Origin of the sequence: Phaeobacter inhibens DSM 16374 (assembly GCF_000473105.1) — a bacterium.
In the GTDB taxonomy this organism is placed as follows: Bacteria; Pseudomonadota; Alphaproteobacteria; order Rhodobacterales; family Rhodobacteraceae; genus Phaeobacter; species Phaeobacter inhibens.
Genome location: NZ_AXBB01000004.1, coordinates 66,143 through 87,741 on the forward strand (window position 1 = coordinate 66,143; position 21,599 = coordinate 87,741).

General features: G+C 61.5%; 18 protein-coding genes. 9 read left to right on the forward strand and 9 right to left on the reverse strand.

Annotated elements, in window-relative coordinates:
* Nucleotides 1-3: 3 nt before the first annotated feature.
* The 9 genes from edd to INHI_RS0100335 form a co-directional block, all read right to left on the reverse strand.
* On the reverse strand, nucleotides 4-1,827 hold the full coding sequence (edd, locus tag INHI_RS0100295) for a phosphogluconate dehydratase (RefSeq protein ID WP_027246305.1): 1,824 nt from the start codon (nucleotides 1,825-1,827) through the stop codon (nucleotides 4-6).
* A gap of 66 nt (nucleotides 1,828-1,893) precedes the next feature.
* Entirely contained in the window at nucleotides 1,894-3,354 is a 1,461-nt protein-coding gene (gene zwf / locus INHI_RS0100300; RefSeq protein WP_027246306.1) for a glucose-6-phosphate dehydrogenase, read from the reverse strand.
* 49 nt (nucleotides 3,355-3,403) lie between these two features.
* Complete coding sequence (gene pgi, locus INHI_RS0100305) at nucleotides 3,404-5,044, reverse strand: glucose-6-phosphate isomerase (protein ID WP_027246307.1); 1,641 nt, start codon at nucleotides 5,042-5,044, stop codon at nucleotides 3,404-3,406.
* 172 nt (nucleotides 5,045-5,216) lie between these two features.
* Nucleotides 5,217-6,212, reverse strand: coding sequence for an ABC transporter ATP-binding protein (locus tag INHI_RS0100310; protein ID WP_027246308.1), 996 nt, complete (start codon nucleotides 6,210-6,212; stop codon nucleotides 5,217-5,219).
* Between the two features lie 12 nt (nucleotides 6,213-6,224).
* Nucleotides 6,225-7,316 carry a Gfo/Idh/MocA family protein gene (locus INHI_RS0100315; protein WP_027246309.1) on the reverse strand — a complete coding sequence of 364 codons (1,092 nt, stop codon included), beginning with the start codon at nucleotides 7,314-7,316 and terminating at the stop codon, nucleotides 6,225-6,227.
* A 142-nt stretch (nucleotides 7,317-7,458) separates the two neighbouring features.
* Nucleotides 7,459-8,298 carry a carbohydrate ABC transporter permease gene (locus INHI_RS0100320; RefSeq protein ID WP_027246310.1) on the reverse strand — a complete coding sequence of 280 codons (840 nt, stop codon included), beginning with the start codon at nucleotides 8,296-8,298 and terminating at the stop codon, nucleotides 7,459-7,461.
* A gap of 10 nt (nucleotides 8,299-8,308) precedes the next feature.
* Nucleotides 8,309-9,235 carry a carbohydrate ABC transporter permease gene (locus INHI_RS0100325; protein WP_014875690.1) on the reverse strand — a complete coding sequence of 309 codons (927 nt, stop codon included), beginning with the start codon at nucleotides 9,233-9,235 and terminating at the stop codon, nucleotides 8,309-8,311.
* 83 nt (nucleotides 9,236-9,318) lie between these two features.
* A complete protein-coding gene (locus INHI_RS0100330) occupies nucleotides 9,319-10,572 on the reverse strand; it encodes an ABC transporter substrate-binding protein (protein WP_027246311.1) in 1,254 nt (417 codons plus the stop codon).
* Nucleotides 10,573-10,649: 77 nt separating this feature from the next.
* Nucleotides 10,650-11,591, reverse strand: a complete 942-nt coding sequence (locus INHI_RS0100335) for an N-acetylmuramic acid 6-phosphate etherase (RefSeq protein WP_051338914.1) — start codon at nucleotides 11,589-11,591, stop codon at nucleotides 10,650-10,652.
* 177 nt (nucleotides 11,592-11,768) lie between these two features.
* On the opposite strand from INHI_RS0100335, the gene INHI_RS0100340 reads away from it, so the two are divergent.
* From INHI_RS0100340 to INHI_RS0100380, 9 genes are all read left to right on the forward strand, one after another.
* A complete protein-coding gene (locus INHI_RS0100340; protein WP_014880980.1) occupies nucleotides 11,769-12,671 on the forward strand; it encodes a glucosamine kinase nucleotide-binding domain-containing protein in 903 nt (300 codons plus the stop codon).
* Nucleotides 12,668-13,426 carry a GntR family transcriptional regulator gene (locus tag INHI_RS0100345; RefSeq protein WP_014880979.1) on the forward strand — a complete coding sequence of 253 codons (759 nt, stop codon included), beginning with the start codon at nucleotides 12,668-12,670 and terminating at the stop codon, nucleotides 13,424-13,426. Before INHI_RS0100340 ends, INHI_RS0100345 begins: the two co-directional genes overlap by 4 nt.
* 24 nt (nucleotides 13,427-13,450) lie before the next feature.
* Nucleotides 13,451-14,479, forward strand: a complete 1,029-nt coding sequence (locus tag INHI_RS0100350) for an SIS domain-containing protein (RefSeq protein ID WP_014880978.1) — start codon at nucleotides 13,451-13,453, stop codon at nucleotides 14,477-14,479.
* Nucleotides 14,476-15,636 carry an N-acetylglucosamine-6-phosphate deacetylase gene (nagA, locus tag INHI_RS0100355; protein WP_027246313.1) on the forward strand — a complete coding sequence of 387 codons (1,161 nt, stop codon included), beginning with the start codon at nucleotides 14,476-14,478 and terminating at the stop codon, nucleotides 15,634-15,636. The genes INHI_RS0100350 and nagA overlap by 4 nt, the downstream gene beginning before the upstream one ends.
* 167 nt (nucleotides 15,637-15,803) lie before the next feature.
* Complete coding sequence (locus tag INHI_RS20655) at nucleotides 15,804-16,607, forward strand: class I SAM-dependent methyltransferase (protein WP_158524932.1); 804 nt, start codon at nucleotides 15,804-15,806, stop codon at nucleotides 16,605-16,607.
* A gap of 183 nt (nucleotides 16,608-16,790) precedes the next feature.
* On the forward strand, nucleotides 16,791-17,918 hold the full coding sequence (locus tag INHI_RS0100365; RefSeq protein WP_027246314.1) for a CaiB/BaiF CoA transferase family protein: 1,128 nt from the start codon (nucleotides 16,791-16,793) through the stop codon (nucleotides 17,916-17,918).
* 72 nt (nucleotides 17,919-17,990) lie between these two features.
* The gene (locus tag INHI_RS0100370; protein ID WP_027246315.1) at nucleotides 17,991-19,979 is read left to right on the forward strand and encodes a CocE/NonD family hydrolase; all 1,989 of its coding nucleotides are present in this window, start codon (nucleotides 17,991-17,993) and stop codon (nucleotides 19,977-19,979) included.
* Between the two features lie 210 nt (nucleotides 19,980-20,189).
* Nucleotides 20,190-21,194, forward strand: coding sequence for a glycosyltransferase family 2 protein (locus INHI_RS0100375; protein ID WP_027246316.1), 1,005 nt, complete (start codon nucleotides 20,190-20,192; stop codon nucleotides 21,192-21,194).
* The gene (locus INHI_RS0100380) at nucleotides 21,191-21,592 is read left to right on the forward strand and encodes a GtrA family protein (protein WP_027246317.1); all 402 of its coding nucleotides are present in this window, start codon (nucleotides 21,191-21,193) and stop codon (nucleotides 21,590-21,592) included. The genes INHI_RS0100375 and INHI_RS0100380 overlap by 4 nt, the downstream gene beginning before the upstream one ends.
* Nucleotides 21,593-21,599 lie beyond the last annotated feature (7 nt).

A 21,599-nucleotide genomic window follows, 5' to 3' on the forward strand; every position in this document is an offset into this window, starting at 1 on the left:
GGGTCAGTCTCCGATCAGGGTCGAGAATACGGTGGCGCCGGTATCGGCAGAGGTGACGGCATTGCGGAACAGTGCGAACATCTCGCGGCCGGTGCCGTGCTGATAGGCGGAGAGGTCGGCCACCACCGGGTCGCGGTCGTCAAAGCCCTCGGCCTTGACCTCTAGCGTACCTGTGAGGGCATCAACCCGCACCATGTCACCGTCGCGCAGTTTGGAAATCGGGCCACCGTCGAGGGCCTCCGGCACCACATGGATGGCGGAGGGGATCTTGCCCGAGGCGCCGGACATGCGGCCATCGGTGACCAGAGCCACCTTCTGGCCGCGGCCCTGCATGATGCCGAGGAAGGGCGTCATGGAGTGGAGTTCCGGCATTCCGTTGGCCTTTGGTCCCTGGAAGCGGACCACGATCACCACGTCGCCCTTGTCCAGCTCACCCGCCTTGAAGGCGGCCTTGGCCTCCTCCTGATCATGAAAGACGCGGGCGGGGGCTTCGACCACGCGGTGCTCTTCGGCCACGGCGGAGATCTTCATCACGCCGGTGCCGAGGTTGCCGGAGAGGCGGGAGAGCCCGCCGGTGGACTGGAAGGGGTCGCTGGCGGGGCGAATGATCTTGTCGTTGAGGGTCTCGGCGGCGCCGGGTTTCCACACCAGACCATCGTCGCTGAGGAAGGGTTCGGCGGTGTAGCTCTCCAGCCCGCTGCCTGCGACCGTGCGCGTGTCGGCGTGGAGGTGACCAGAGTTCAGCAACTGGCCGATCACATAGCCCAGACCGCCGGCCGCATGGAAGTGGTTCACATCGGCCAGACCGTTGGGATAGACCCGCGCCAGCAGCGGCACCACGTCAGAGAGTTCGGAAAAGTCCTGCCAATCCAGAATGATGCCACCGGCGCGGGCCATGGCGATCAGGTGGATCAGCAGATTGGTGGAGCCGCCGGTGGTCATCAGCCCGACGATGCCGTTCACATAGGCGCGTTCATCCAGAATATCGCAGACCGGCGTGTAATCATTGCCAAGCGCGCTGAGCGCCAGAGCGCGGCGGGCGCCTTCCTCGGTCAGGGCGGCGCGCATGTCGGTGCCGGGATTGACGAAGGAGGAACCGGGCAGGTGCAGGCCCATGAATTCCATCAGCATCTGGTTGGTATTGGCCGTGCCGTAGAAGGTGCAGGTGCCGGGGCCGTGATAGGCGGCCATCTCGGATTTCAGCAGCTCGTCGCGCCCGATTTCACCGGCGGCGAATTTCTGGCGGACCTTGGCCTTGTCATCGTTGGAGATGCCGGAGGTCATCGGACCTGCGGGCAGGAACACGGCGGGCAGATGGCCAAAGACCTGCGCGCCAATGACCAGACCCGGCACGATCTTGTCGCAGACGCCGAGATAGACGGTGGCATCAAACACGTTGTGGCTGAGGGCGATGCCGGTGGCCATGGCGATGGTGTCGCGGGAGAACAGGCTGAGCTCCATCCCCGCCTCGCCCTGGGTGACGCCGTCGCACATGGCGGGGACGCCGCCGGCCACCTGCGCGGTGCCGCCGACGCGGCGCACGGCGTCGCGGATCCGCTGCGGGTAGGTTTCAAACGGCTGATGCGCCGAGAGCATGTCGTTATAGGCGGTGACGATGCCGAGATGCCCGGCGGTGCCTTCGGCGAGGGGCATCTGATCCTCGCCGGTGGCGGCATAGGCATGGGCCTGACCGCTGCACGATAGGTGGGCGCGGGCGGGGCCTTTGCCCTTGGCGGCGCGCATCCGGTCGAGATAGGCGGCGCGGGGTTTGGCGCTGCGGGCGATAATTCGGTCTGTGACGTCGCGGACTGTTTGGTTCAAACGCATCGGGTGCCTCTTTCAGTCGTCAGGTGCCGGTTGGTCGGATCGTGTCGGGAGCGCAGGCGGGCAGGCTCAGGAGCCAATGCCGCGCCAACGGCGATTGTCGCGGTGCATCAGCAGCAGCGCATCCTCTGGTCCGGAGCTGCCGGGATCATAGGGTTGCGGCGTGTCATTGCTGTTGTCAGCCCAGCCCGCGATGATCGGGTCGGCCCAGGCCCAGGCGGCCTCGACCTCATCGCCGCGCATGAACAGGGTCTGGTTGCCGCGGATCACATCCATGATCAGCCGTTCGTAGGCGTCCTGCGGTCGGCCAGCCTCTGGCAGGCTGTCGGCGAAGGTCATGTCGAGATTGGCACCGGTCAGGCGCATGCCACCGGGACCGGGGTCCTTGATGGTGGTGCGCAGGGTGATGCCTTCGTCCGGTTGCAGGCGGATCACCAGCACATTGCCCTTGATGCCGCCGGTGCCGGTGTCCTCGGCAAAGATGTTATGCGGCGGGTCGCGGAAGAAGACGGCGATTTCGGATTCGCGGGCGCGCAGGCATTTGCCGGTGCGCAGATAGAACGGCGTGCCGGCCCATCGCCAGTTGGCAACCTCCACCTTCATCGCGATGAAGCTTTCGGTGGTGCTGGCGGGGTTGCCTGCATGGTCGCGGTAGGCCTCCCCCTCCGGGCCGCGATACTGGCCACGGGCGATCTGATCCGGCGCGACGGGGTTCAGCGCCTCGATCACCTTCACCTTTTCGTCGCGCACGGCGTTGGGGGTGAAGCGGGCGGGGGGTTCCATTGCGGTGAGGCACAGTAGCTGCATCAGATGGTTCTGGACCATATCGCGCATGGCGCCGGATTTGTCGTAATATTCGCCGCGCCCCTTGACGCCGATGCTTTCGGCGACGGTGATCTGCACGTGGTCGATGTGGGAGGAATTCCACAGGGGTTCAAACAGCGAATTGGCAAAGCGCAGGGCCATCAGGTTCTGGACGGTCTCTTTGCCCAGATAATGGTCGATCCGGTAGATCTGGTGCTCTTCGAAATTGGCGCGCAGGGCGGCGTTCAGCGCCTGGGCCGAGGCCAGATCATGGCCGAAGGGTTTTTCCAGAACGATACGGCTGTCGGGGGTGGCGATCCTGGTGGAGCGCAGGCGACCCGCGATATCGGGGAACAGGCTGGGCCCGACCGAGAGATAGAAGGCGCGGATGGCATCGTCGCGCAGCAGACCGCCAAGCGCCTGCCAACCGTTGTCGCCGCGCGCGTCCACGGCGGTATAGTGCAACAGATCCACAAAAGCGGCGATTTCGTCGTCGCTGGTCTCGCCCGGCTGGCCATAGGTGCGAATGGCGTCGGCGACCATCTCCTGAAACCCGTGGCGATCCATCTCGCTGCGCGAGGTGCCGATAATGCGGCAATCGTCGGCGAACTGGCCGATCTGGAAGCGGTGAAACAGGCTGGGCAGGATCTTGCGACGGGCAAGGTCACCGGTCGCGCCAAACAGCACGAGGTCAAAGGACTGGACGGGAATGACGCGGGAAACCATGGCTCTCTCTCTGACAGCTCGAAGGGGAAATTGGCGGTCTTGTTGGTGGCTAGGGGTGCGGATGGGTGAGTTTCGACAGCAGGCCCCGGGTGGAGCCGTCTTTGGCCTCGTAAGCCTCAGCCGGGGCGGAGCCGTCGACCAGCGGCAACAGGCTGACGGCCAGTTCCTTGCCCAGTTCAACCCCCCATTGGTCAAAGGAGTTCAACCCCCAGACCACACCTTCGACAAACACACGGTGTTCATAGAGCGCGATGAGCTGACCCAGCACAAAGGGGGTGAGTTTCGGATAGGCGAGGGTGACGGAGGGGCGATTGCCGGCGAAGGAGAGATGGCCTGCCATCTGTTCCAGCGCATCGCCGGTAAAGCCACGTTTGGCGGCGATGGCGCGGGCCTCCTTGTGAGCACGGCCCAGCATCAGGGCTTCGGATTGGGCGAGGCAGTTGGAGACCAGCAGCTGGTGGTGATCGGTCAGATCCCCCTCATGTGCCTCAGCGGCGATCAGGAATTCGGCAGGCACCACGCGGGTGCCCTGATGCAGCAACTGGTAGAAGGCGTGCTGGCCGTTGGTGCCGGGCTCGCCCCAGACGATAGGGCCAGAGTCGTGCGGTAGGGGGCTGCCATCCAGTGCGACGCTCTTGCCGTTGCTTTCCATATCCAGCTGCTGGAGATAGGCCGGGAAACGGGCCAGACGCTGGTCATAGGGCAGAATAGCGCGGCTGTCGTAGCCGCAGATATTGTGGTGCCAGACGCCAGTCATGGCAAGCATCACTGGCAGGTTTTCGCGAAACGGCGCGGTGCGGAAATGGCGGTCCATCGCAGCGGCGCCGGACAGGAACTGGCGGAAATTCTCGGCCCCGATGGCGATCATGATCGGCAGACCCACCGGCCCCCAGAGCGAATAGCGCCCCCCCACCCAATCGGCAAAGCCAAAGACCCGTTCGGGGGCAATGCCAAAGGCTGAGGTTTTGTCTCGCGCGGTCGAAACGGCGGCCAGATGCGCAGAGGTGCCATCCCCCAGTGTGGCACGCAGCCAGCCCAATGCGGTGCGGGCATTGGTCATGGTCTCGATGGTGGTGAAGGTCTTGGAGGCGATGATCACCAATGTGGTCTGCGGATCCAGCCCCTTCAGCGTGTCGGCAATATGGGCGCCATCCACGTTGGACACAAAATGGCAGCGGGGGCCATCATGGTAGGGCGCCAGCGCCAGCGTGGCCATGGCGGGGCCAAGGTCGGAGCCACCAATGCCGATATTGATCACATCGGTGAATTTTGCGCCGGTGCTGGAACGGATGCTGCCATCGCGCAGCGCCTCGGCAAAGCTCTCCATCTGTTGCAAGGTCTGGCGGATGGCGGGCAAGACATCGTCACCATCGACTTTGATCGGTTCATCGGTCTGTGCCCGCAGGGCAGTGTGCAGCACGGCGCGGTCTTCGGTCGTGTTGATCTTGTCGCCACGGAACATCTGGCTGATGCGATCCGCCAGTCCGGCCTCGGCCGTGATCCGCTCCAGAAGCGAGAGGGCGGTGGTGTCGAGCGCGGTTTTGGAATAGTCCAACAGCAGACCGTCGGTTTCTGCCGAGAAGGCCTGAAAGCGATCCGGGGCGTCAAAGCGGGACAGAAGAGACACATCGGCAGTCTGCGCGCGATGCTGTGCCAGAAGTTGCCAGGTTTGCGTCTGGGTCTGCGTCATCGTCCGTCTCCCTCGGGTATCTCTGCCCTGTTGCGAATCACTCAAGGGCACCGCTGACGTCTAGTTAGCGCTAACATGTGCATTTGTAACGCCCTAATATAGCAGTTTGCGCTGTCTAGCCCAAATAGTGCCGTCTTGACCGATGGTGACTGCGGATAGGCGGGGCTTGGGATCAGATCCGCTGGCCTGCCTCATCAAAGCTGAGGCAGTTGGCGGGGTCGAAATCAAACTGCAGAGTCTCACCGACATTGGTGTCATGCTGGCCGAACAGCCGCGCGGTGAAGGTGAGATCCTGGCCCATATCGACCAGGATATTGGTGTCGCCGCCCAGTTTTTCCACGTGAATCACCTCGCCGGTGAGTGGGCCATCAGAGCTGATGCGGGCGTATTCCGGGCGAATGCCGATGAATTGTCCGGGGTTGCCACCAAGGCGTTGCGCCGGAACAAAGTTCATCGCAGGCGCGCCGATGAATTCCGCCACAAAGCGATTGGCAGGATTGTTGTAGAGCTCCATCGGGGTGCCGACCTGTTCAATGCGGCCATCACGCAGCACCACGATTTTATCCGCAAGTGTCATCGCCTCGATCTGGTCATGGGTGACGTAGATCATGCTGGCCGACAGCTGGCGGTGGAGGCGGGCGATTTCCAGACGGGTGTTCATGCGCAGGGCGGCATCGAGGTTGGAGAGCGGTTCGTCAAACAGGAACAGCTTGGGTTCGCGCACCACGGCGCGGCCAATGGCGACGCGTTGCCGCTGACCGCCGGAAAGTTCCGAGGGGCGGCGGTCAAGGTAGTTCTCCAGCGACAACATACGGCTGGCTTCGGCGACACGGGCGGTGATTTCCTCCTTGGGCTGACGTTCCTGTTTCAGAGCCAGCGCCATGTTTTCGCGCACGGAGAGATGGGGATAAAGTGCGTAGGATTGAAACACCATGGCGATGCCGCGTTTGGCGGGAGGCGTGGTGGTGACGGTCTGCCCACCGATGCTGATTTCGCCTGCGGTGGCATCCTCCAGCCCGGAGATGACCCGCAGAAGGGTGGATTTGCCACATCCCGACGGGCCGACAAAGACCACGAATTCGCCATCCTCAACGGTGAGGTTGATGTCTTTCAGCACCTCGACCGGGCCGAAGGATTTGCAGACATTGGTAAGCTGTAGGGCGGTCATGGCGGAAATCCTTCAGGTCTTCGGGGTCAGAGATGGTGAGGCGGGCGCTGTGGCCTCGGCCTCTGTCAGGTCAGATGTCAGATCGACAGGCGCGCCGCTGCGGATGCTCTGGTCGGCGGCCAGACAGATCGCCAGCGAGGCAACGGCGTCCTGCATATGCCGATCCATGTTTAGGTCGTCGGCAATGACGCGCAGCATATGGGCCTGTTCAGCGGCGCAGAGGGCATTGTGATCGGGCTCTGCGGGCAGGTCGATGCGTCGGTCCGGGGTGCCTTGCGTGCTGTGATGTACGATCAGGCTGCCGACGGCGGTATGGCTGTCCACATCGTCCGAGCCGCTCTTGTCTGTTTCGGTGATCGAGACGGAACCATTCGGGGATACCACGTCTTTTACAAAATAGGCGGTTTCGGACATCATCGGTCCCCAGCCGGCCTCGTACCAGCCAACGGAGCCGTCGGAGAAACTCACCTGAAACTGGCCGTAGTTATACATATTCTCGGCGATCTCATCCGACAGGCGCAGGCCGATGCCATGGACGCGCTGTGGCGTGGCATCGGTGATCTGGCACATCACATCGACGTAATGCACACCGCAATCCACGATCGGAGAGGTGGTCTGCATCAGCGCCTTATGGGTGTCCCATGTGGGACCGTCAGACTGCTGGTTGAGGTTCATGCGGAACACATAAGGCGGGCCGAGATCGCGGGCCTCGGCGATGAGACGCTGCCAGCTGGGGTGATGGCGCAGGATATAGCCCACCATCAGCTTGCGCCCCAGATGGCGGGCGGCATCGGTTACGGCGCGGGCATCGGCAACCGTGGTGGCCAGCGGCTTTTCAACAAAAACATCCGCACCGGCCTCCATCGCGGCGATGGCGTAGGGCGCGTGGCTGTCGGAGTAGGTGGCGATGACCACCAGATCGGGTTTGGTCTGCACCAACGCGTGATGGAAATCGCTATAGACCGGATAGTCCTGCAAGGGGGCCTGTGCAGGCGCGCCAGTGCGGTTGACGAGGCCGACAATGTGCGCGGTTTCGTCGTAATGGTGTGCCAGAGCGTGGGAAAACCCCATATTACCGAGGCCTGCAATCAGAACGCGGGTCATTGGCGGCCTCCTGAATGACGGCTGAGCTGCTGGGCGGTTGGGTGCGCCGGACCAAGAGATGACAGAACCCTGCCATCTAGGGGGGCTGGTCCGACGCGGCCCGGCATCACTACCGGGCAGGGGGATGGTTTGCGCGGCAGCATCATTTGACCGCCCCGGAGGTGATGCCGCGAATGAGCTGGCGTGAGAAAATCACATAGAGCACCATCACCGGCAGGATCGCCATGGACAGCGCCGAGAGCACCGCGTTCCAGTCGGTCACGAATTGGCCGATGAAGACTTGGCTGCCGAGCGTTAGCGTCTTGGTTTCCTCGGCCGGGGCCAGGATCAGCGGGAACCAGAGGTCGTTCCAGATCGGGATCATGTTGAAAACCGCGACCGTCGCCATGGCTGGACGCACCAGCGGCAGGACCAGCCGGAAGAAGATGGTGTATTCCGACAACCCGTCGATGCGGCCGGCGTTTTTCAGATCGTCGCTCACCTGTTTCATGAACTCCGACAGGATAAACACGGCCAGCGGCAGACCCTGTGCGGTATAGACAAGGATCAGTGCTGTCAGCGTATTGACCAGCCCGGTGTCCACCATCAGCTCCAGAATGGCGACGGTGCCGATGCGGATCGGGATCATGATGCCAAGCGCGAGGTACAGGCCGAGCAGCATATTGCCCTTGAACCGGTATTCCGCGAGGGCAAAGGCGGCCATGGCGCCAAACAGCAGCACCAGTGCGAGGGAGACTACGGTGACAATCATTGAGTTCTGGAAGTAAAGAAAGAAATCCCCCTGCTTCAGGACGGTCTGATAGCCGACCAGCGAGAATGTGTCGGACGTGGGCAGCGCGAGCGGATCACGAAAGATCGCTTTGCGGGTTTTGAAGCTGTTCACCAAGATCACAAACACCGGAAACAGGGCGATCAGCGTGTAGGTGATCAGCGCGCCATGGGCGAGGATGCTGTTGAACGGGTTTGAACGGGATTTATGCATCATCGGATCCTCAGAACTGGTAGCGGCGCAGACGGGTCTGGATGCCGAAGAGATAGATGCAGACACCGATCAGGATGATCGCGAACATGGCGGTGGCAATGGCGGACCCCATATGCGGATCGCCCAGTTGGAGCTGAAAGCCGAAGAAGGTGCGATACATAAATGTGCCAAGGATATCGGTGGAGAAATCCGGCCCGGCGAGCGCGCCTTGGGTGGTGTAGATCAGGTCGAACGCATTGAAGTTGCCCACAAATGTCAGGATTGAGATGATCCCGATGGACGGCAGGATCAGTGGCAGTTTGATTTTCCAGAAGGCGGACATGCCGGTGATACCATCAACCTCACCCGCCTCGATCACCTCTTCCGGGATCGACAGCAGGGCTGCGTAGATCAGCATCATCGGGATGCCGACAAATTGCCAGACAGAGATCAGCGCCAGCGTGGTCAGCGCGTAGTCTTCTTTGCCCAGCCAGGGCGCAAACAGCCACTTCAGGCCGATGGCGTCCAAGAGATCGGGGGTGATGCCCCAGATCGGCGAGAGGATCAGCTTCCAGGCGAAGCCGACGATGACAAAGCTGAGGATGGTCGGCACAAAGATGGCGGTGCGATAGAGTGCTGCAAACCGGAGCCGGGGATGGCTGAGGATTGCCGCCAGAGCCACCCCGATAGGGTTCTGCACTAGCATATGAACAAAGAAGAACCAGAAGTTGTTGCCAAGCGCATTCCAGAACTGTTCCGACCAATTGGGGTTGCCAAACAGGGTCTCGAAATTCGCAAGGCCCACAAATTGGCGGATCTGGTCGCTTTCGCTGTAGAGCGCGAGCCGCAGGGTATTGAACAGCGGGAAAATCATGATGGCCGTATAGACCAGCACAGCGGGCGCCAGAAAAACGGCGATATGCCAACGTCTGCGCGGTTTATGAGGGGTGTTTTGCATGATGTGTCCCATCTGTCGGCGGGTCCGGGCCGCATGTGGCCGCCCGGACGCCTGAGTGTCAGGTCAGTCAGGTGGTGGCGCGCTTATTTCTGCGGCTCGTACCAGCTGGCCAGACCCTCTTGCAGGTCTGCGCCCAGATCAGCGGCTGCCTTGGTGCCCTTGATCGCGGCGACGGAGGCCCCCCAGGTTTCGTTTTCGAGGTTCGGCGTGCCGCGCGACAGGATCTGATAGGTGGAGCGGATGGTGCTCTCACATTCGCCACGCCAGGACACGAATTCCTGCGCCAGCGGATCTTCCATCGCGACCTCATGGTTCGACAGCGAGAAGAAACCCGGCAGCGCATTTGCGTAGATGCTGGCGAATTCCGCCGATCCGACCCAGTTCAGGAAGGTTTTGGCAGCTTCGGCATTGGGGGAGGCGGCATTCAGGCCAACCGCGATATCGGTGTGGTCCGAGATGTAGCAGGTGTCGCCCGCCGCTTTAACCGGCGGTCTGAAGGCGCCCATGGCGAAATCAGCCTGAGTGTTGAAGCCGGAGATTTCCCAGCTGCCCGCCGGATAGATTGCAGCGCGGCCCAGAGTGAAGATGTTCTGGCTGTCAGGATAGGTCTGCGCCTCATAGCCGTCGCCCATGTAAGCGCCCCATTTCGACAGGGTCTCATAGGGGGCGACCCACTGATCGTCGGTCAGTTTCTGCTCACCTGCGATGAGGGCAAGACGGCCTTCCTCACCCTTCCAGTAGTTTGGGCCGATGTTGTTATAGCCCATGGTGGCCGCTTCCCACTGGTCGTTTGTGCCCATGGCCAAAGGAACGTAATTGCCGTCTTCCTTGATTTTTTCCAGCGCCGCAAAGAACTCATCTTCGGTTTCGGGCACATTCACACCCAGCTCGGCAAAGGCGTCTTTGTTGTAGATGAAGCCGTGGATCACCGAAGCAATCGGCACGCAGAAAGTCGCGGCGCCATCGTCGGTCTGCCAGGCGGATTTTGCCACATTGGAGAAGCTGCCCATGGCGTCAAGATCGGAGAGATCGGCCAGCTGACCCTTGTCATAAAGGCCAAGCGAGGCATCAAAGGGGCGGCAGGTGATCAGGTCACCGGCGCTGCCCGCATCCAGTTTGGAGTTTAGCACCGCATTGTATTCTGCCGGGGCAGAGGGGGTGAATTTCAGCTTGATGCCGGGGTTGGCCGCTTCAAAGGCGGGGATGATCTTATCCTGCCAGAGGGCGAGGTCATCGTTGCGCCAGCTCTCAATGGTCAGCGTGACGTCTTCAGCAGCTGCGGCGCCGCCGATCATGGTCGAGCCGAGCAGTGCGAGGGTAAAGAGTTTCCGTGTCATTCAGTATCTCCCAGTTTGCATGTTTGGTATTTGTAATCAGGGTCTTGGTGACCTCTTGGGTGGCGCATGGCCGACCGTTACACCTGTGCGAGCGCGGCTCGCAGGTTGTCCTTGTAGTGGCGCAGCAATGTGTCTGCGGCAGTCGGCGAGGTCGCCCCTTGCAGGAGCAGAATAGCGGGTTTCACCGCACCGCCGGTTTGATCCAGCGCGCGGGCCGCGGCCTCGGCGTCCTGCTGGGTAAGGGTGCTGACAATGCGGATCGCGCGCTGGCGCAGCTTGGCATTGTCGGCAATGAGGTTGACCATCATACCGTCCATCACATGCCCCATCCGGATACCGGCCAAGGTGGACATCATATTCAGAGCGGCCTTTTGTGCGGTGCCGGCCCCCATACGGGTCGATCCTGCGATAACCTCTGGTGGGGTGGGCAGGCAGATCGCCACATCAGCCAGGTTCAGAAGTGGTGTGTTAGCGTTGTTGGCAATGGCGATGACCTTGGCTCCGGCGGCCTGCGCAGTCCGGGCAAAGCCCATCGGGAATGGGGTGCTGCCGCTGGCGGAAAGGGCGATGACCACATCATTTGCGGCAACAGTCGCAGCGGCTTTGGCACCTGCCTCATCGTCATCTTCAGTATGGCCGGGCATACGTCCGTCGGCGGGGATGCCGCCAGCCATATGAATGGAAATCTGGTCGGCGCTGATGCCGAAGGTGCCCGGCAGTTCCGCACCGTCAGCCAGTGCCATCAGGGCAGAAGATCCGGCGGCCGCGTAATGCAGATGGCCGCCATTGTGCAGGCTGTTGGTGAGCAGGGTCGCACCGGCTGCGATGGCCGGGCGGGCGTCGGCAACGGCTTCGAGTGCACGCAATTGACCGGTCAGCAGGGTGTCGAGAATCTCCGCATCGGCACGCAGATCCAGCCCCTGAGCATCGGGGTGTAATGTCTCTGTCTGCGCCGTTGGCTGCGCCTCAGCCTGTGCAGATATGCCGGTCTTGGGCGAGTGGTCGCTCCTCGATCCCATGTGATTCCTCCCCCTCAGGTGAATGAGAAGTATTTAATACCTATACAATACCACTTGTCTACCATTTAATTTATGAGAGAGTTTTTTGTAGTAAATTCAGCTAATTACTCTGCTGCATGGTGATCTTGCTGTTAGAGAGGTCTTTATTTTGGATGAAAGGTATCTTATAGGTATTGCATGACCGACTCGCGCTTTCCATATCTGATCGCCGTGGATGGAGGGGGAACCTCCTGCCGCTTTGCCCTGCTGAAATCAGGAGCGACACCGCCGCAGCAATTGGTGGTGACTGGCGGCAGTGCCAATGTATATACGGCGCCCGATCAGGCGGTTGAGACCCTGAGTGCCGGATTGGCGGATTTGCAGCGGCAGTCAGGTCTGACCGATGAGGTGTTTCATCAGATTCCGGTTTATGCCGGGTTGGCCGGTGTCATTGATGGTGAGTCTGCCGCGCGTGTCGCGGAGGCGCTGCCACAGGCGCATGTCCGGGTGGAGGATGACCGCATGCCCGCAGTGGTTGGCGCATTGGGGGAGGATACCGCCAGTCTGATCGGGGTTGGTACTGGGTCGTTTTTGGGACGTCAGGTGGCGGGTCAGGTCACGCTCATCGGGGGGCATGGTACGGTGCTGGGGGATGAGGCGTCGGGCGGCTGGCTGGGGCGCCGTGCGTTACAGCTGACGTTGCAAGCTGCCGAAGGGATTGAGCCGATGACGCCGCTTCTGCGCAGTTGTTTGCGTGATTTTTCCAATGAGACGGCAAAGATTGTCCGTTTCGCCCAGACCGCGCGGCCGGTGGCCTTTGGCGCCTATGCGCCACGTGTGGCCAAGGCTGCGGTTGAGGGGGATGCGGCAGGGCGGCGGCTGATGGCGGAGGGCGCAGAGTATCTGTGCAACGGGCTGCAGGCGCTGGGGCGCCGGCCTGAGGAACCTGTTTATCATATTGGGGGTGTCGCCGCGCAATACGCCGCCTATCTGCCTGCGGATGTGGCGGATTACCTGCGCGGGGCCGAAGGTTCACCGCTGGACGGTGCGTTGGAGCTGGCACGCCGATTTGCCCGCGAGATCGCGCAGGAGGTGGTATGACGGTCGAGGAATTCCTGACGCCGGCCGCCTGGCTGGACGATGCGGCGGGTCCCCGCTACGTGCGGCTGCGCCAGCGCATTGAAGATGGCATTGAAACCGGGCTCTTGCCCAAAAGCGCACCGCTGCCTGCGGAGCGGGAGATTGCAACACTCACCGGTCTGTCGCGGGTCACCGTGCGCCGGGCGATGCAGGATCTGGTTGATCGCGGCATTGTCGTGCAGCGGCAGGGCTCGGGCAGTTTTGTGGCGGATGGCACGCCCAAGGTGGAGCAATCGCTGTCGCAGCTGACCTCGTTTACCGAGGATATGGAGCGGCGCGGTTATGACACCAGTGTCGAATGGCTGGAACGCGGCATTCATACGCCGTCACCGGAAGAGGTGATGGCCCTGGCGCTGACCTCCGGGGAGGCCGTGGCCCGGATCGCGCGTCTGCGCCGGGCCAATGGGCGTCCGATGGCGATCGAACGCGCGTCTCTGCCGGTGGATATCCTGCCCAATCCGCAGGCTGTGCGAGGCTCTCTCTATGAGGTTCTGGAACAATCCGGCAGTCGTCCGGTGCGGGCCTTGCAGCGGATTTCAGCGATCAACCTGCCCGAACAAGAGGCGCAGATGTTGGGGGTCGAGCCGGGGATGGCGGGCCTTAGCATTGTGCGGACATCGTATTTGCGCAACCGACGCGTGGTGGAGTTCACCCGTTCGATCTATCGCGGCGATGCCTATGATTTTGTCGCTGAGCTGCGGCTCGGGACGACCTAACCTGGCGACCCTGAGGAGGGGACCATGACAGATATCACCAAAATGCGTCGCGAGATCGACGAGATCCCGACGGCTGTGGACCGGCTGCTGAGCCATGGCCGGGTTGAGATTGAGGCCGTCGCGGATGCGGCGCGCGCCCTTGATCCCAATGTCATGGTGACCGTTGCGCGCGGTTCCTCCGACCATGTCTGCACCTATCTGAAATACGCCAGCGAGATCATGTTGGGGGTGCCTGTTGCCTCAGTCGGGCCGTCGGTGGCCTCAATCTACAAAGCGCCGCTGCGCCTGAAGGGCGCATTGAGCCTTGCGGTGTCGCAGTCCGGCAAAAGCCCGGACATCGTGTCTATGGCGGGCAGCGCGCGTAAGGATGGCGCGCTATCGGTTGCGCTGACCAATGATGCGGCCTCGCCTCTTGCGGCGGCGGCGGATCACACGCTGGACATTCACGCCGGGCCTGAGCTGAGCGTGGCGGCGACCAAGACGTTTGTGACCTCGGCTGTGGCGGGGCTGTGGTTGCTGGCGCAATGGGACCGCAATCAGGCGGTTCTGGCGGCGCTACACGCGTTGCCGGAGCAGTTGGACCGCGCCTGCCGTATTGACTGGCCCGAAGTGCGCGACGCGATTGGTGCGCGGTCCTCCCTGTTCACATTGGGCCGGGGGCAGGCGTTGGCGGTGTCAAATGAGGCGGCGCTGAAGTTCAAGGAAACCTGCCAGCTGCACGCGGAGAGCTATTCCTCGGCGGAGGTCTTGCATGGGCCGGTGTCCATTGTGGAAGAGGGGTTCCCGGTGCTTGGCTTTGCGGCGGCAGATGCGGCCGAGGGCGCGCTGGCGGGCATTGCCGATCAGATCGCCGCCAAGGGCGCGCAGGTCTTTGCCACCACGGATAAGGTTACGGCGGCGCGCCGGGTCGATCATGTGCGTACGGATCATGCGCTGACCGATCCGATCAGCCTGATCGTGTCCTTCTATGCGATGGTGGAGGCCTTTGCGGCTTCGCGCGGGATCGACCCGGATGCGCCGCGCCACCTGAAAAAAGTGACGGAAACGGTATGACCGAAGATGTGCATCCGCTGCGTGCGCTGACTGGTGCGCGTATTCTGACCCCGGTGGGGTGGGAGGATGATTTTGCGCTGGTGTTGCGCGGCGATCAGATCGCGGCGGTTCTGCCGATGGGCAAACTGCCCGAAGGGGCCGAGCTCACCGAGTTGGACGGTGGTATCCTGACTGCTGGGTTTGTTGATCTGCAGGTCAACGGTGGCGGCGGGGTCATGTTCAATGACGCCCCCGATCTGGAGCAATTGCAGGTCATTGCCGCCGCACACGCAAAGATTGGTGCAACCTCGATCCTGCCAACGCTGATTACCGATACGCCGAATTTCGTCGCCCGCGCGATTGAGGCGACTGTCGAGGCGATTGCCGCCGGGGTTCCGGGCATCATCGGGCTGCATCTGGAGGGGCCACATCTGGCGGTCTCCCGCAAGGGCGCACATGATGCGTCATTGATACGCCCGATGAGCGAGACCGATCTGGAGATGTTATGCGCAGCGGCCAGCCGGTTGCCGGTGCTGAAGGTGACCCTGGCCTGCGAAGCGGCGACCCCGGCGCAGATCCGGCAGTTGAGCGAGGCCGGCGTGCTGGTGTCGCTGGGCCATACTGATGCAAGTCATGCCGATTGCGTGGCGGCGGTTGCGGCGGGCGCGCGCTGCGTCACCCATCTGTTCAATGCCCAGAGCCAGCTCGGCAATCGCGAACCCGGTGTTGTCGGCGCAGCGCTTGATCTTGGCGGGTTGTCAGCGGGGTTGATCGCTGACGGTGTGCACGTGCACCCAGCGTCGATACGGGCGGCACTGGCGGCAAAGACCGGACCGGGGCAGGTGTTTCTGGTTAGCGATTCCATGGCCACCGGAGGCTCCGACATTGACCATTTTACCCTGAATGGTCGCGAAATCCGCCGTGATGACAACCGGTTGACGCTGGCTGATGGCACCCTTGCGGGCGCCCATCTGGAGCTGGCAACGGCTGTGAAAACCTTGGTTGAGGGATGTGAAGTCGCGCTGGAGACCGCGCTGGAAATGGCCTCTGCCCGGCCTGCGGACCTGATTGGGCGGTCCGATCTGGGACGGCTGCACCCCGGCGCGCGCGCTGACGTGCTGCATCTGAACAACGCGCTGGAGCTGCAGCAAGTCTGGCAGGGCGGGCTGGCACTGTAGTTGCTGTTGCGAAGGTTCACGGGGAGAGAGCATCCACGGTGAAAACTTGCGCCAAATATTTTGTTAGGGCCGCAAGCTGTGTTGGTCTGCTTCGAGCCCTCAGCAGGCATTTTGAGTTTCGTAGTTTTCCTTGTAAAGTGGGAATTTAGGCTATTTGGAGCGCGATGATGGCTGACCCTTTTCAAGACGTGGATTCCGCTGGACCTGAATTCGTCAAAATGTTCGCTGATGCGATGGACGTGCGTCAATCCGACCCCACAATGGAGCAAATTGTTGCGTCCTATTTGGACCGCCTGCCTTTCGCCGCCGACAGTCTAACCATCGAGGTCGGGGCTGGTGCCGGTGCGGTCACACGGCGCATCGCAACATTGGCACATCCGACGAAAGTCGTAGGGTACGAGCCGTCAAAGGGCTTTGTAAACGAAGCGATTGAACGATCAAGCGGCCATTCCAACTTATCGTTCGTGGTTGCGGATGGGGCGTCGCTACCGATTGAAGATAAAACTGTTGATGCAGTGGTCATGCACACTGTTTTGACGCACGTGACGCATCCAGAATCTCTTTTGGCTGAGGCATTTAGAGTACTAAAGGCTGGCGGATCGCTTGTCATATGCGACGCGGATTTTTCAAAATCCACATTCAGTAGCATTCCAAATGACCCGCTAAATATTTGCGCCCAAGAATTTGTCCGCGAATTTGTCACTGACGCGTTCATCGTCGGCAAATTAAGGACCTTGATTGCAAACGCTGGCATGGAGATCGCCAGCTTTGATGTGACCAGCCGAGTCGTCACATCGCGCGAACAAATGCGACCATGGGTCGAAGTTACAACAAAGCAAATGGTTGAACGTGGCGACATTGGAAAAGACCTAGCGGATGCGCTAGTAGCAGAACATGATCGCCGTGCAGAACTGGGTTCACTCTACGGATATCAAGCTTTCGCGACAGCAATTGCACGGAAGCCATACTAGCTGAACCGGCGAACGGCAGTTTAGTCCCGCATGGCTGACCGAAATCTAATGTAAACCCCCTCATTATTTGATCAAATTATTTGCCCGCAGGGGAAGGGATAGGCTAAGTCTCTGTCAGAACACTCTGCCGTGCCTTGGCAGAGGGATGCCTCGCACATTGCGGGTGCACTGACAGGAGAGCCCATGACACCGCTTGCAGGTCTGAAGGTGGTCGAGCTGGCCCGTATTCTCGCAGGGCCATGGATTGGCCAGTCGCTTGCCGATCTGGGGGCGGAGGTCATCAAGGTCGAGAGCCCCGAGGGCGATGATACCCGTCGCTGGGGACCGCCCTTTATTGAGCGCGATGGTGACAAAACGGCGGCTTATTACTATGCGGCGAACCGGGGCAAATCCTGCGTCACTGCGGATTTTCGCACTGAGGATGGCAAACAGACGGTGCTGGAGCTGATCCGGGGTGCCGATATTCTGATCGAGAATTTCAAAGTCGGTGGGCTGGCGAAATACGGGCTGGACTATGACAGTTTGAAAGCGGTCAATCCACGTCTGATTTATTGTTCGGTCACCGGATTTGGGCAGGATGGCCCTTATGCGGCGCGGGCGGGCTATGATTTTCTGTTGCAGGGGATGTCCGGGCTGATGTCGATCACTGGCGCGCCGGAGGGCGCGCCGCAGAAGGTGGGCGTGGCGATCACCGATATTGTCACCGGGCTTTACGGCACTATCGGCATTCTGGCAGCGGTGGAACAGCGCCACAGCACCGGGCGCGGCCAGCACATCGACATGTCGCTCTTGGACTGTGCCACGGCTGTGCTGGCCAATCAGAACATGAACTATCTGGCCACCGGCACCAGCCCGACCCGGATGGGCAATGAGCATCCCAATATTGCGCCTTATCAGGTGATGGCGGTGCGCGACGGCCATGTGATCCTTGCCGTGGGCAATGACGGTCAGTTCGCGCGGCTCTGTGAGGTGCTGAATATGGCGGGACTGGCGGCTGATCCGCGCTTTGCCTCCAATCAGTTGCGGGTGGCCAACCGGGGCGAGTTGACACCGATGCTGGCGGCGGCGCTGGCGCAGTGGGGGCAGGCGGATCTTTTGGCGGCGCTGGAGGCTGCAACCGTACCTGCGGGACCAATCAATACCATCGGGCAGGCCTTTGACGACCCGCAGATCAAGCACCGCCAGATGCAGATCGCGCCGGAAGATGTGCCGGGCGTGCGTGGCCCTTGGGTGTTTTCCGATGCGGAGCTGGCATTGGAGAAATCGGCGCCGATCCTGCCGGTGGCGCAGGATATGTCGCAGGGAGACTAGACCTCCGGATCGCCGACCGATTGGGTGGGCGGCAACAGCTTGAGATCGAACCAGACAGGAAGAGGGCGCGCCATGCCAATGGAGATCACCGGAGTTGAGCATCTGTGGATCCCGCTGCCAGATGGGCGTCGTCTGGCGGCGCGGATGTGGCGGCCAGCGGCCGAGGGGCGTTATCCTGCGATCCTGGAATATCTGCCCTATCGCAAGCGCGACGGTACCGCGCCGCGCGATGCCACCACGCATCCGGTTTTTGCGGCTGAGGGCTATGTCTGTCTGCGGGTGGATATTGCCGGCACGGGCGACAGTGAGGGGTTGTTTGACGATGAGTATTCCGAACAGGAGCTGAGCGACGGCGAGGCGGTGCTGGCCTGGCTTGCGGCGCAGGCCTGTTGCGATGGGAATATCGGCATGATCGGGATCTCCTGGGGCGGCTTCAACGGGTTGCAGCTGGCCGCGCGCCAGCCAGAGGCGTTGAAGGCGGTGGTCAGCGTGGCTTCAACCGTGGATCGCTATGCCGATGATATCCATTTTATGGGGGGCTGCCTGCTCAGCGATAATGCCAACTGGGCGTCGCAGATGCATGCCTACCAAACCCGTCCGCTGGATCCAGATCTGCGCCCCGACTGGCGCGCGGCCTGGGTGGAGCGGATCGAAACGCTGCCGTTTATGGCGGCTGACTGGCTGTCCCACGCGCAGCGGGATGATTTCTGGAAACACGGGTCGGTCTGCGAGGATTGGTCTGCGATCCAGGCACCGGTGCTTGCGATCACTGGCTGGGCGGATGCCTACGTGAATGCACCGCCTGCATTGGCGGCCAATATGCAGGCCCCGGCGAAGGCACTGATCGGTCCCTGGGAGCACCGTTATGCGCATATTTCCAAGCTGGAGGCGCATGATTTTCACGGAGAGGTGCTGCGCTGGTTTGATCGCTGGCTGAAGGGCGAAGACAGCGAGGCAGAGGCCCTGCCGGATTATCGCACTTATATGCAGGAGCATTTCAACCCGACCAAGGAGAACAAACCCCGGCAGGGCCGCTGGGTTGCCGAGGCCGCTTGGCCGTCCCCAAATGTGCAGGAGGTGACGCATCATCTTGGGCCGCAGGGCCTGTTGCAGGCCACCCCGGAGGAGGGTGAGGCTGTTGTGGCCAATCCGGCAACCCTTGGTGCCGCCAGCGGCTATTTCTGCGCGGGCATGCGGATTGACAATGAACTGCCGGGCGATCAGGCGGGGGATGATGCGCAGTCCACCTGTTTTGAGACGCTGCCACTGGATGCCCCGCTGGAGCTGCTGGGGCGGGCGCGGGTGCGGCTGGCGTTTTCTGTCGACAAGCCCGTGGCGCAGGTGATGGCGCGGCTGTGTGATGTGGCACCGGATGGCGTGTCGCAGCGCATCACCTACCGGGGGCGCAACCTGTGCCATGACGACAGTCATGAGCGCACGGAGGCTTTGGTGCCCGGCAAGCGCTATGAGGTGGAGTTTGCGCTTAATGAATGTGCCCATCACCTGCGGGCGGGCCATAAGCTGCGGCTGTCGCTGTCGACGTCTTACTGGCCGATTGTCTGGCCCTCGCCCGAGCCGGTGTCGCTGACGCTGCATCTGGAGGGCTGTGCACTGATCCTGCCGGAACGGTCGGTCGCTGAAGAGGTCGCGGCGCAGGCGCCAGGCGCTGCGCGGGAGTATCCGACGTATGAGGCAGAGGTGACGCGCGCGCCCTCTGGCACATCCAACACCCATCAGGAGGCCGACGGCACGCTGGTGCTGGAAACATTTGATGACTATGGCGCGGCGATTGACCCGGTGCATGGGATGGAGGTCGGCAGCCATGTGTCCATGCGCTATGCAATCCATCCAGATGATCCGGAAAGTGCGACATTCTCCAGCCAGTGGCGGTTTACATTCGCGCGCGGTGACTGGCAGGTGCAGGTCGATACCGACAATGAGATGCGCGGTGATCGGGATGAGTTCCACCTCTGGCGCAAGGTTGTGGCCACTGAAGGTGCCAAACAAACCGAGGTCTGCGTTAAGGAATGGAGCGAGAGCCTGCCGCGCGATTGTTTGTGATTTCGCATCAAATCCTGTTAAAAATCGCTGTTTTTCCCCGGATTGACCCCCAGTTCGCCACGGTTTGGCCACGTTCTGTGACCAAAAACGGAACTGCGCGTTAACCATTTCGGGTGAGAATACCCCCTTGAGATGTTTTCATCGCGCTGGAATGCCGGGCGGATGGTCCCCCGGTTGTGAGCAGACGATAAACAGAATTGGGGCGAGAAGGTGCATCTATCCGTTGTTGTACCCTGCTATAATGAGGAAGAGTCCATCCCCCTGTTGGTGGATCGGTTGGTGCAGGCAATCGAACCCTGGGCGGAGCGGGCTGAGATCATTCTGGTCGATGATGGCTCCAGCGATGAGACCTGGGCTGCTATGGAGGCTGCGCATAAGCGTCATCCGGTGGTGCGGGGCATTCGCCTGTCGGCCAATCGCGGCCATCAGGTTGCGCTGACCGCCGGCCTTGAGGCCGCGACAGGCGCGCGGATCTTCATGCTGGATGCTGACCTTCAGGATCCGCCAGAAATTCTGCCCGACATGATGATGATGATGGATCGCGGCTATGACGTGGTCTATGGCCGCCGTGCTGAACGCCAGGGGGAAACCCTGTTCAAGAAGGCGACGGCCTATCTGTTTTACCGCTTTCTCAATACGCTGTCCGATGTGGATATCCCCAAGGATACCGGCGATTTCCGCCTGGTGAGCCGTCGTTCGCTGGATGCGGTGCTGAAAATGCCGGAGCGGGCACGGTTTATTCGCGGCATGTTCGCCTGGGCCGGATTTCACCAGATCGGGTTGGAATATGTCCGCGAGGCGCGCGTGGCAGGCGAGACGAAATACCCGTTCAAGGCGATGCTGCGCTTTGCCACCGATGCGCTGACAGGGTTTTCTACCAAACCGCTGAAAATGGCCACACGGCTGGCGTTCTTCAGCTTGCTGGTGACCGTGCTGATGGCGATCTATGTCTTTGGCTCGCTGATCCTGTTCAACACGGTTGCAGGTTGGGCTTCGGTTCTGTTGGCGATCTCCTTCTTCTCGGCGATCCAGCTGCTGACGCTGGGGATCCTCGGCGAATATGTCGGACGGCTCTATATGGAGAGTAAGCAGCGGCCGCTTTACTTCCTGTCTCAGGAAACTGGCCACCCGGCCGCCTATGCGGTGGATTTCACCGGCGAGGGCCGGGTGGGTGAGTCACGGGCCACGGAACCCGCCCAAAAAGAAGCATCATGATCCGCGCCGCCGTTCAGAAGGACATCGGCCAGTTAATCCGCTTTGCCATCGTTGGTGTCTCGGTTGCGGCGATTTACGTCTTGCTGTTCCTTGGGTTCCTGCAGATCGGCCTGGTGGCGGGGGTTGCCAATGCGCTGGCCTTTGGCCTGGCGGTTCTTGTCCAATATGTCGGCCAGACGGTCTGGACCTTCCGCCAGAGGCTTGGCCAGCCGGATCAGGCGTTGCGATTTGGGTGTACCGTTGGGCTGGGGTTTGTCACCTCGGCGCTGCTGACGGGTGTTATCGGTCCGATGCTGGGCTGGCCGGAGTGGCTGGCGGCGACCACCGCCGCAGTCTGGCTGCCGGTGCAGAACTACCTGTTTTTCAAGATCTGGGTCTACGCCGGACACGGCGCTTAAAGAGGAG

Bases quoted from the DNA above. Each gene is read 5' to 3' on its own strand.
- edd (WP_027246305.1), bottom strand. From the start codon at position 1,827: ATGCGTTTGAACCAAACAGTCCGCGACGTCACAGACCGAATTATCGCC.
- zwf (WP_027246306.1), bottom strand. From the start codon at position 3,354: ATGGTTTCCCGCGTCATTCCCGTCCAGTCCTTTGACCTCGTGCTGTTT.
- pgi (WP_027246307.1), bottom strand. From the start codon at position 5,044: ATGACGCAGACCCAGACGCAAACCTGGCAACTTCTGGCACAGCATCGC.
- INHI_RS0100310 (WP_027246308.1), bottom strand. From the start codon at position 6,212: ATGACCGCCCTACAGCTTACCAATGTCTGCAAATCCTTCGGCCCGGTC.
- INHI_RS0100315 (WP_027246309.1), bottom strand. From the start codon at position 7,316: ATGACCCGCGTTCTGATTGCAGGCCTCGGTAATATGGGGTTTTCCCAC.
- INHI_RS0100320 (WP_027246310.1), bottom strand. From the start codon at position 8,298: ATGCATAAATCCCGTTCAAACCCGTTCAACAGCATCCTCGCCCATGGC.
- INHI_RS0100325 (WP_014875690.1), bottom strand. From the start codon at position 9,235: ATGCAAAACACCCCTCATAAACCGCGCAGACGTTGGCATATCGCCGTT.
- INHI_RS0100330 (WP_027246311.1), bottom strand. From the start codon at position 10,572: ATGACACGGAAACTCTTTACCCTCGCACTGCTCGGCTCGACCATGATC.
- INHI_RS0100335 (WP_051338914.1), bottom strand. From the start codon at position 11,591: ATGGGATCGAGGAGCGACCACTCGCCCAAGACCGGCATATCTGCACAG.
- INHI_RS0100340 (WP_014880980.1), top strand. From the start codon at position 11,769: ATGACCGACTCGCGCTTTCCATATCTGATCGCCGTGGATGGAGGGGGA.
- INHI_RS0100345 (WP_014880979.1), top strand. From the start codon at position 12,668: ATGACGGTCGAGGAATTCCTGACGCCGGCCGCCTGGCTGGACGATGCG.
- INHI_RS0100350 (WP_014880978.1), top strand. From the start codon at position 13,451: ATGACAGATATCACCAAAATGCGTCGCGAGATCGACGAGATCCCGACG.
- nagA (WP_027246313.1), top strand. From the start codon at position 14,476: ATGACCGAAGATGTGCATCCGCTGCGTGCGCTGACTGGTGCGCGTATT.
- INHI_RS20655 (WP_158524932.1), top strand. From the start codon at position 15,804: ATGGCTGACCCTTTTCAAGACGTGGATTCCGCTGGACCTGAATTCGTC.
- INHI_RS0100365 (WP_027246314.1), top strand. From the start codon at position 16,791: ATGACACCGCTTGCAGGTCTGAAGGTGGTCGAGCTGGCCCGTATTCTC.
- INHI_RS0100370 (WP_027246315.1), top strand. From the start codon at position 17,991: ATGCCAATGGAGATCACCGGAGTTGAGCATCTGTGGATCCCGCTGCCA.
- INHI_RS0100380 (WP_027246317.1), top strand. From the start codon at position 21,191: ATGATCCGCGCCGCCGTTCAGAAGGACATCGGCCAGTTAATCCGCTTT.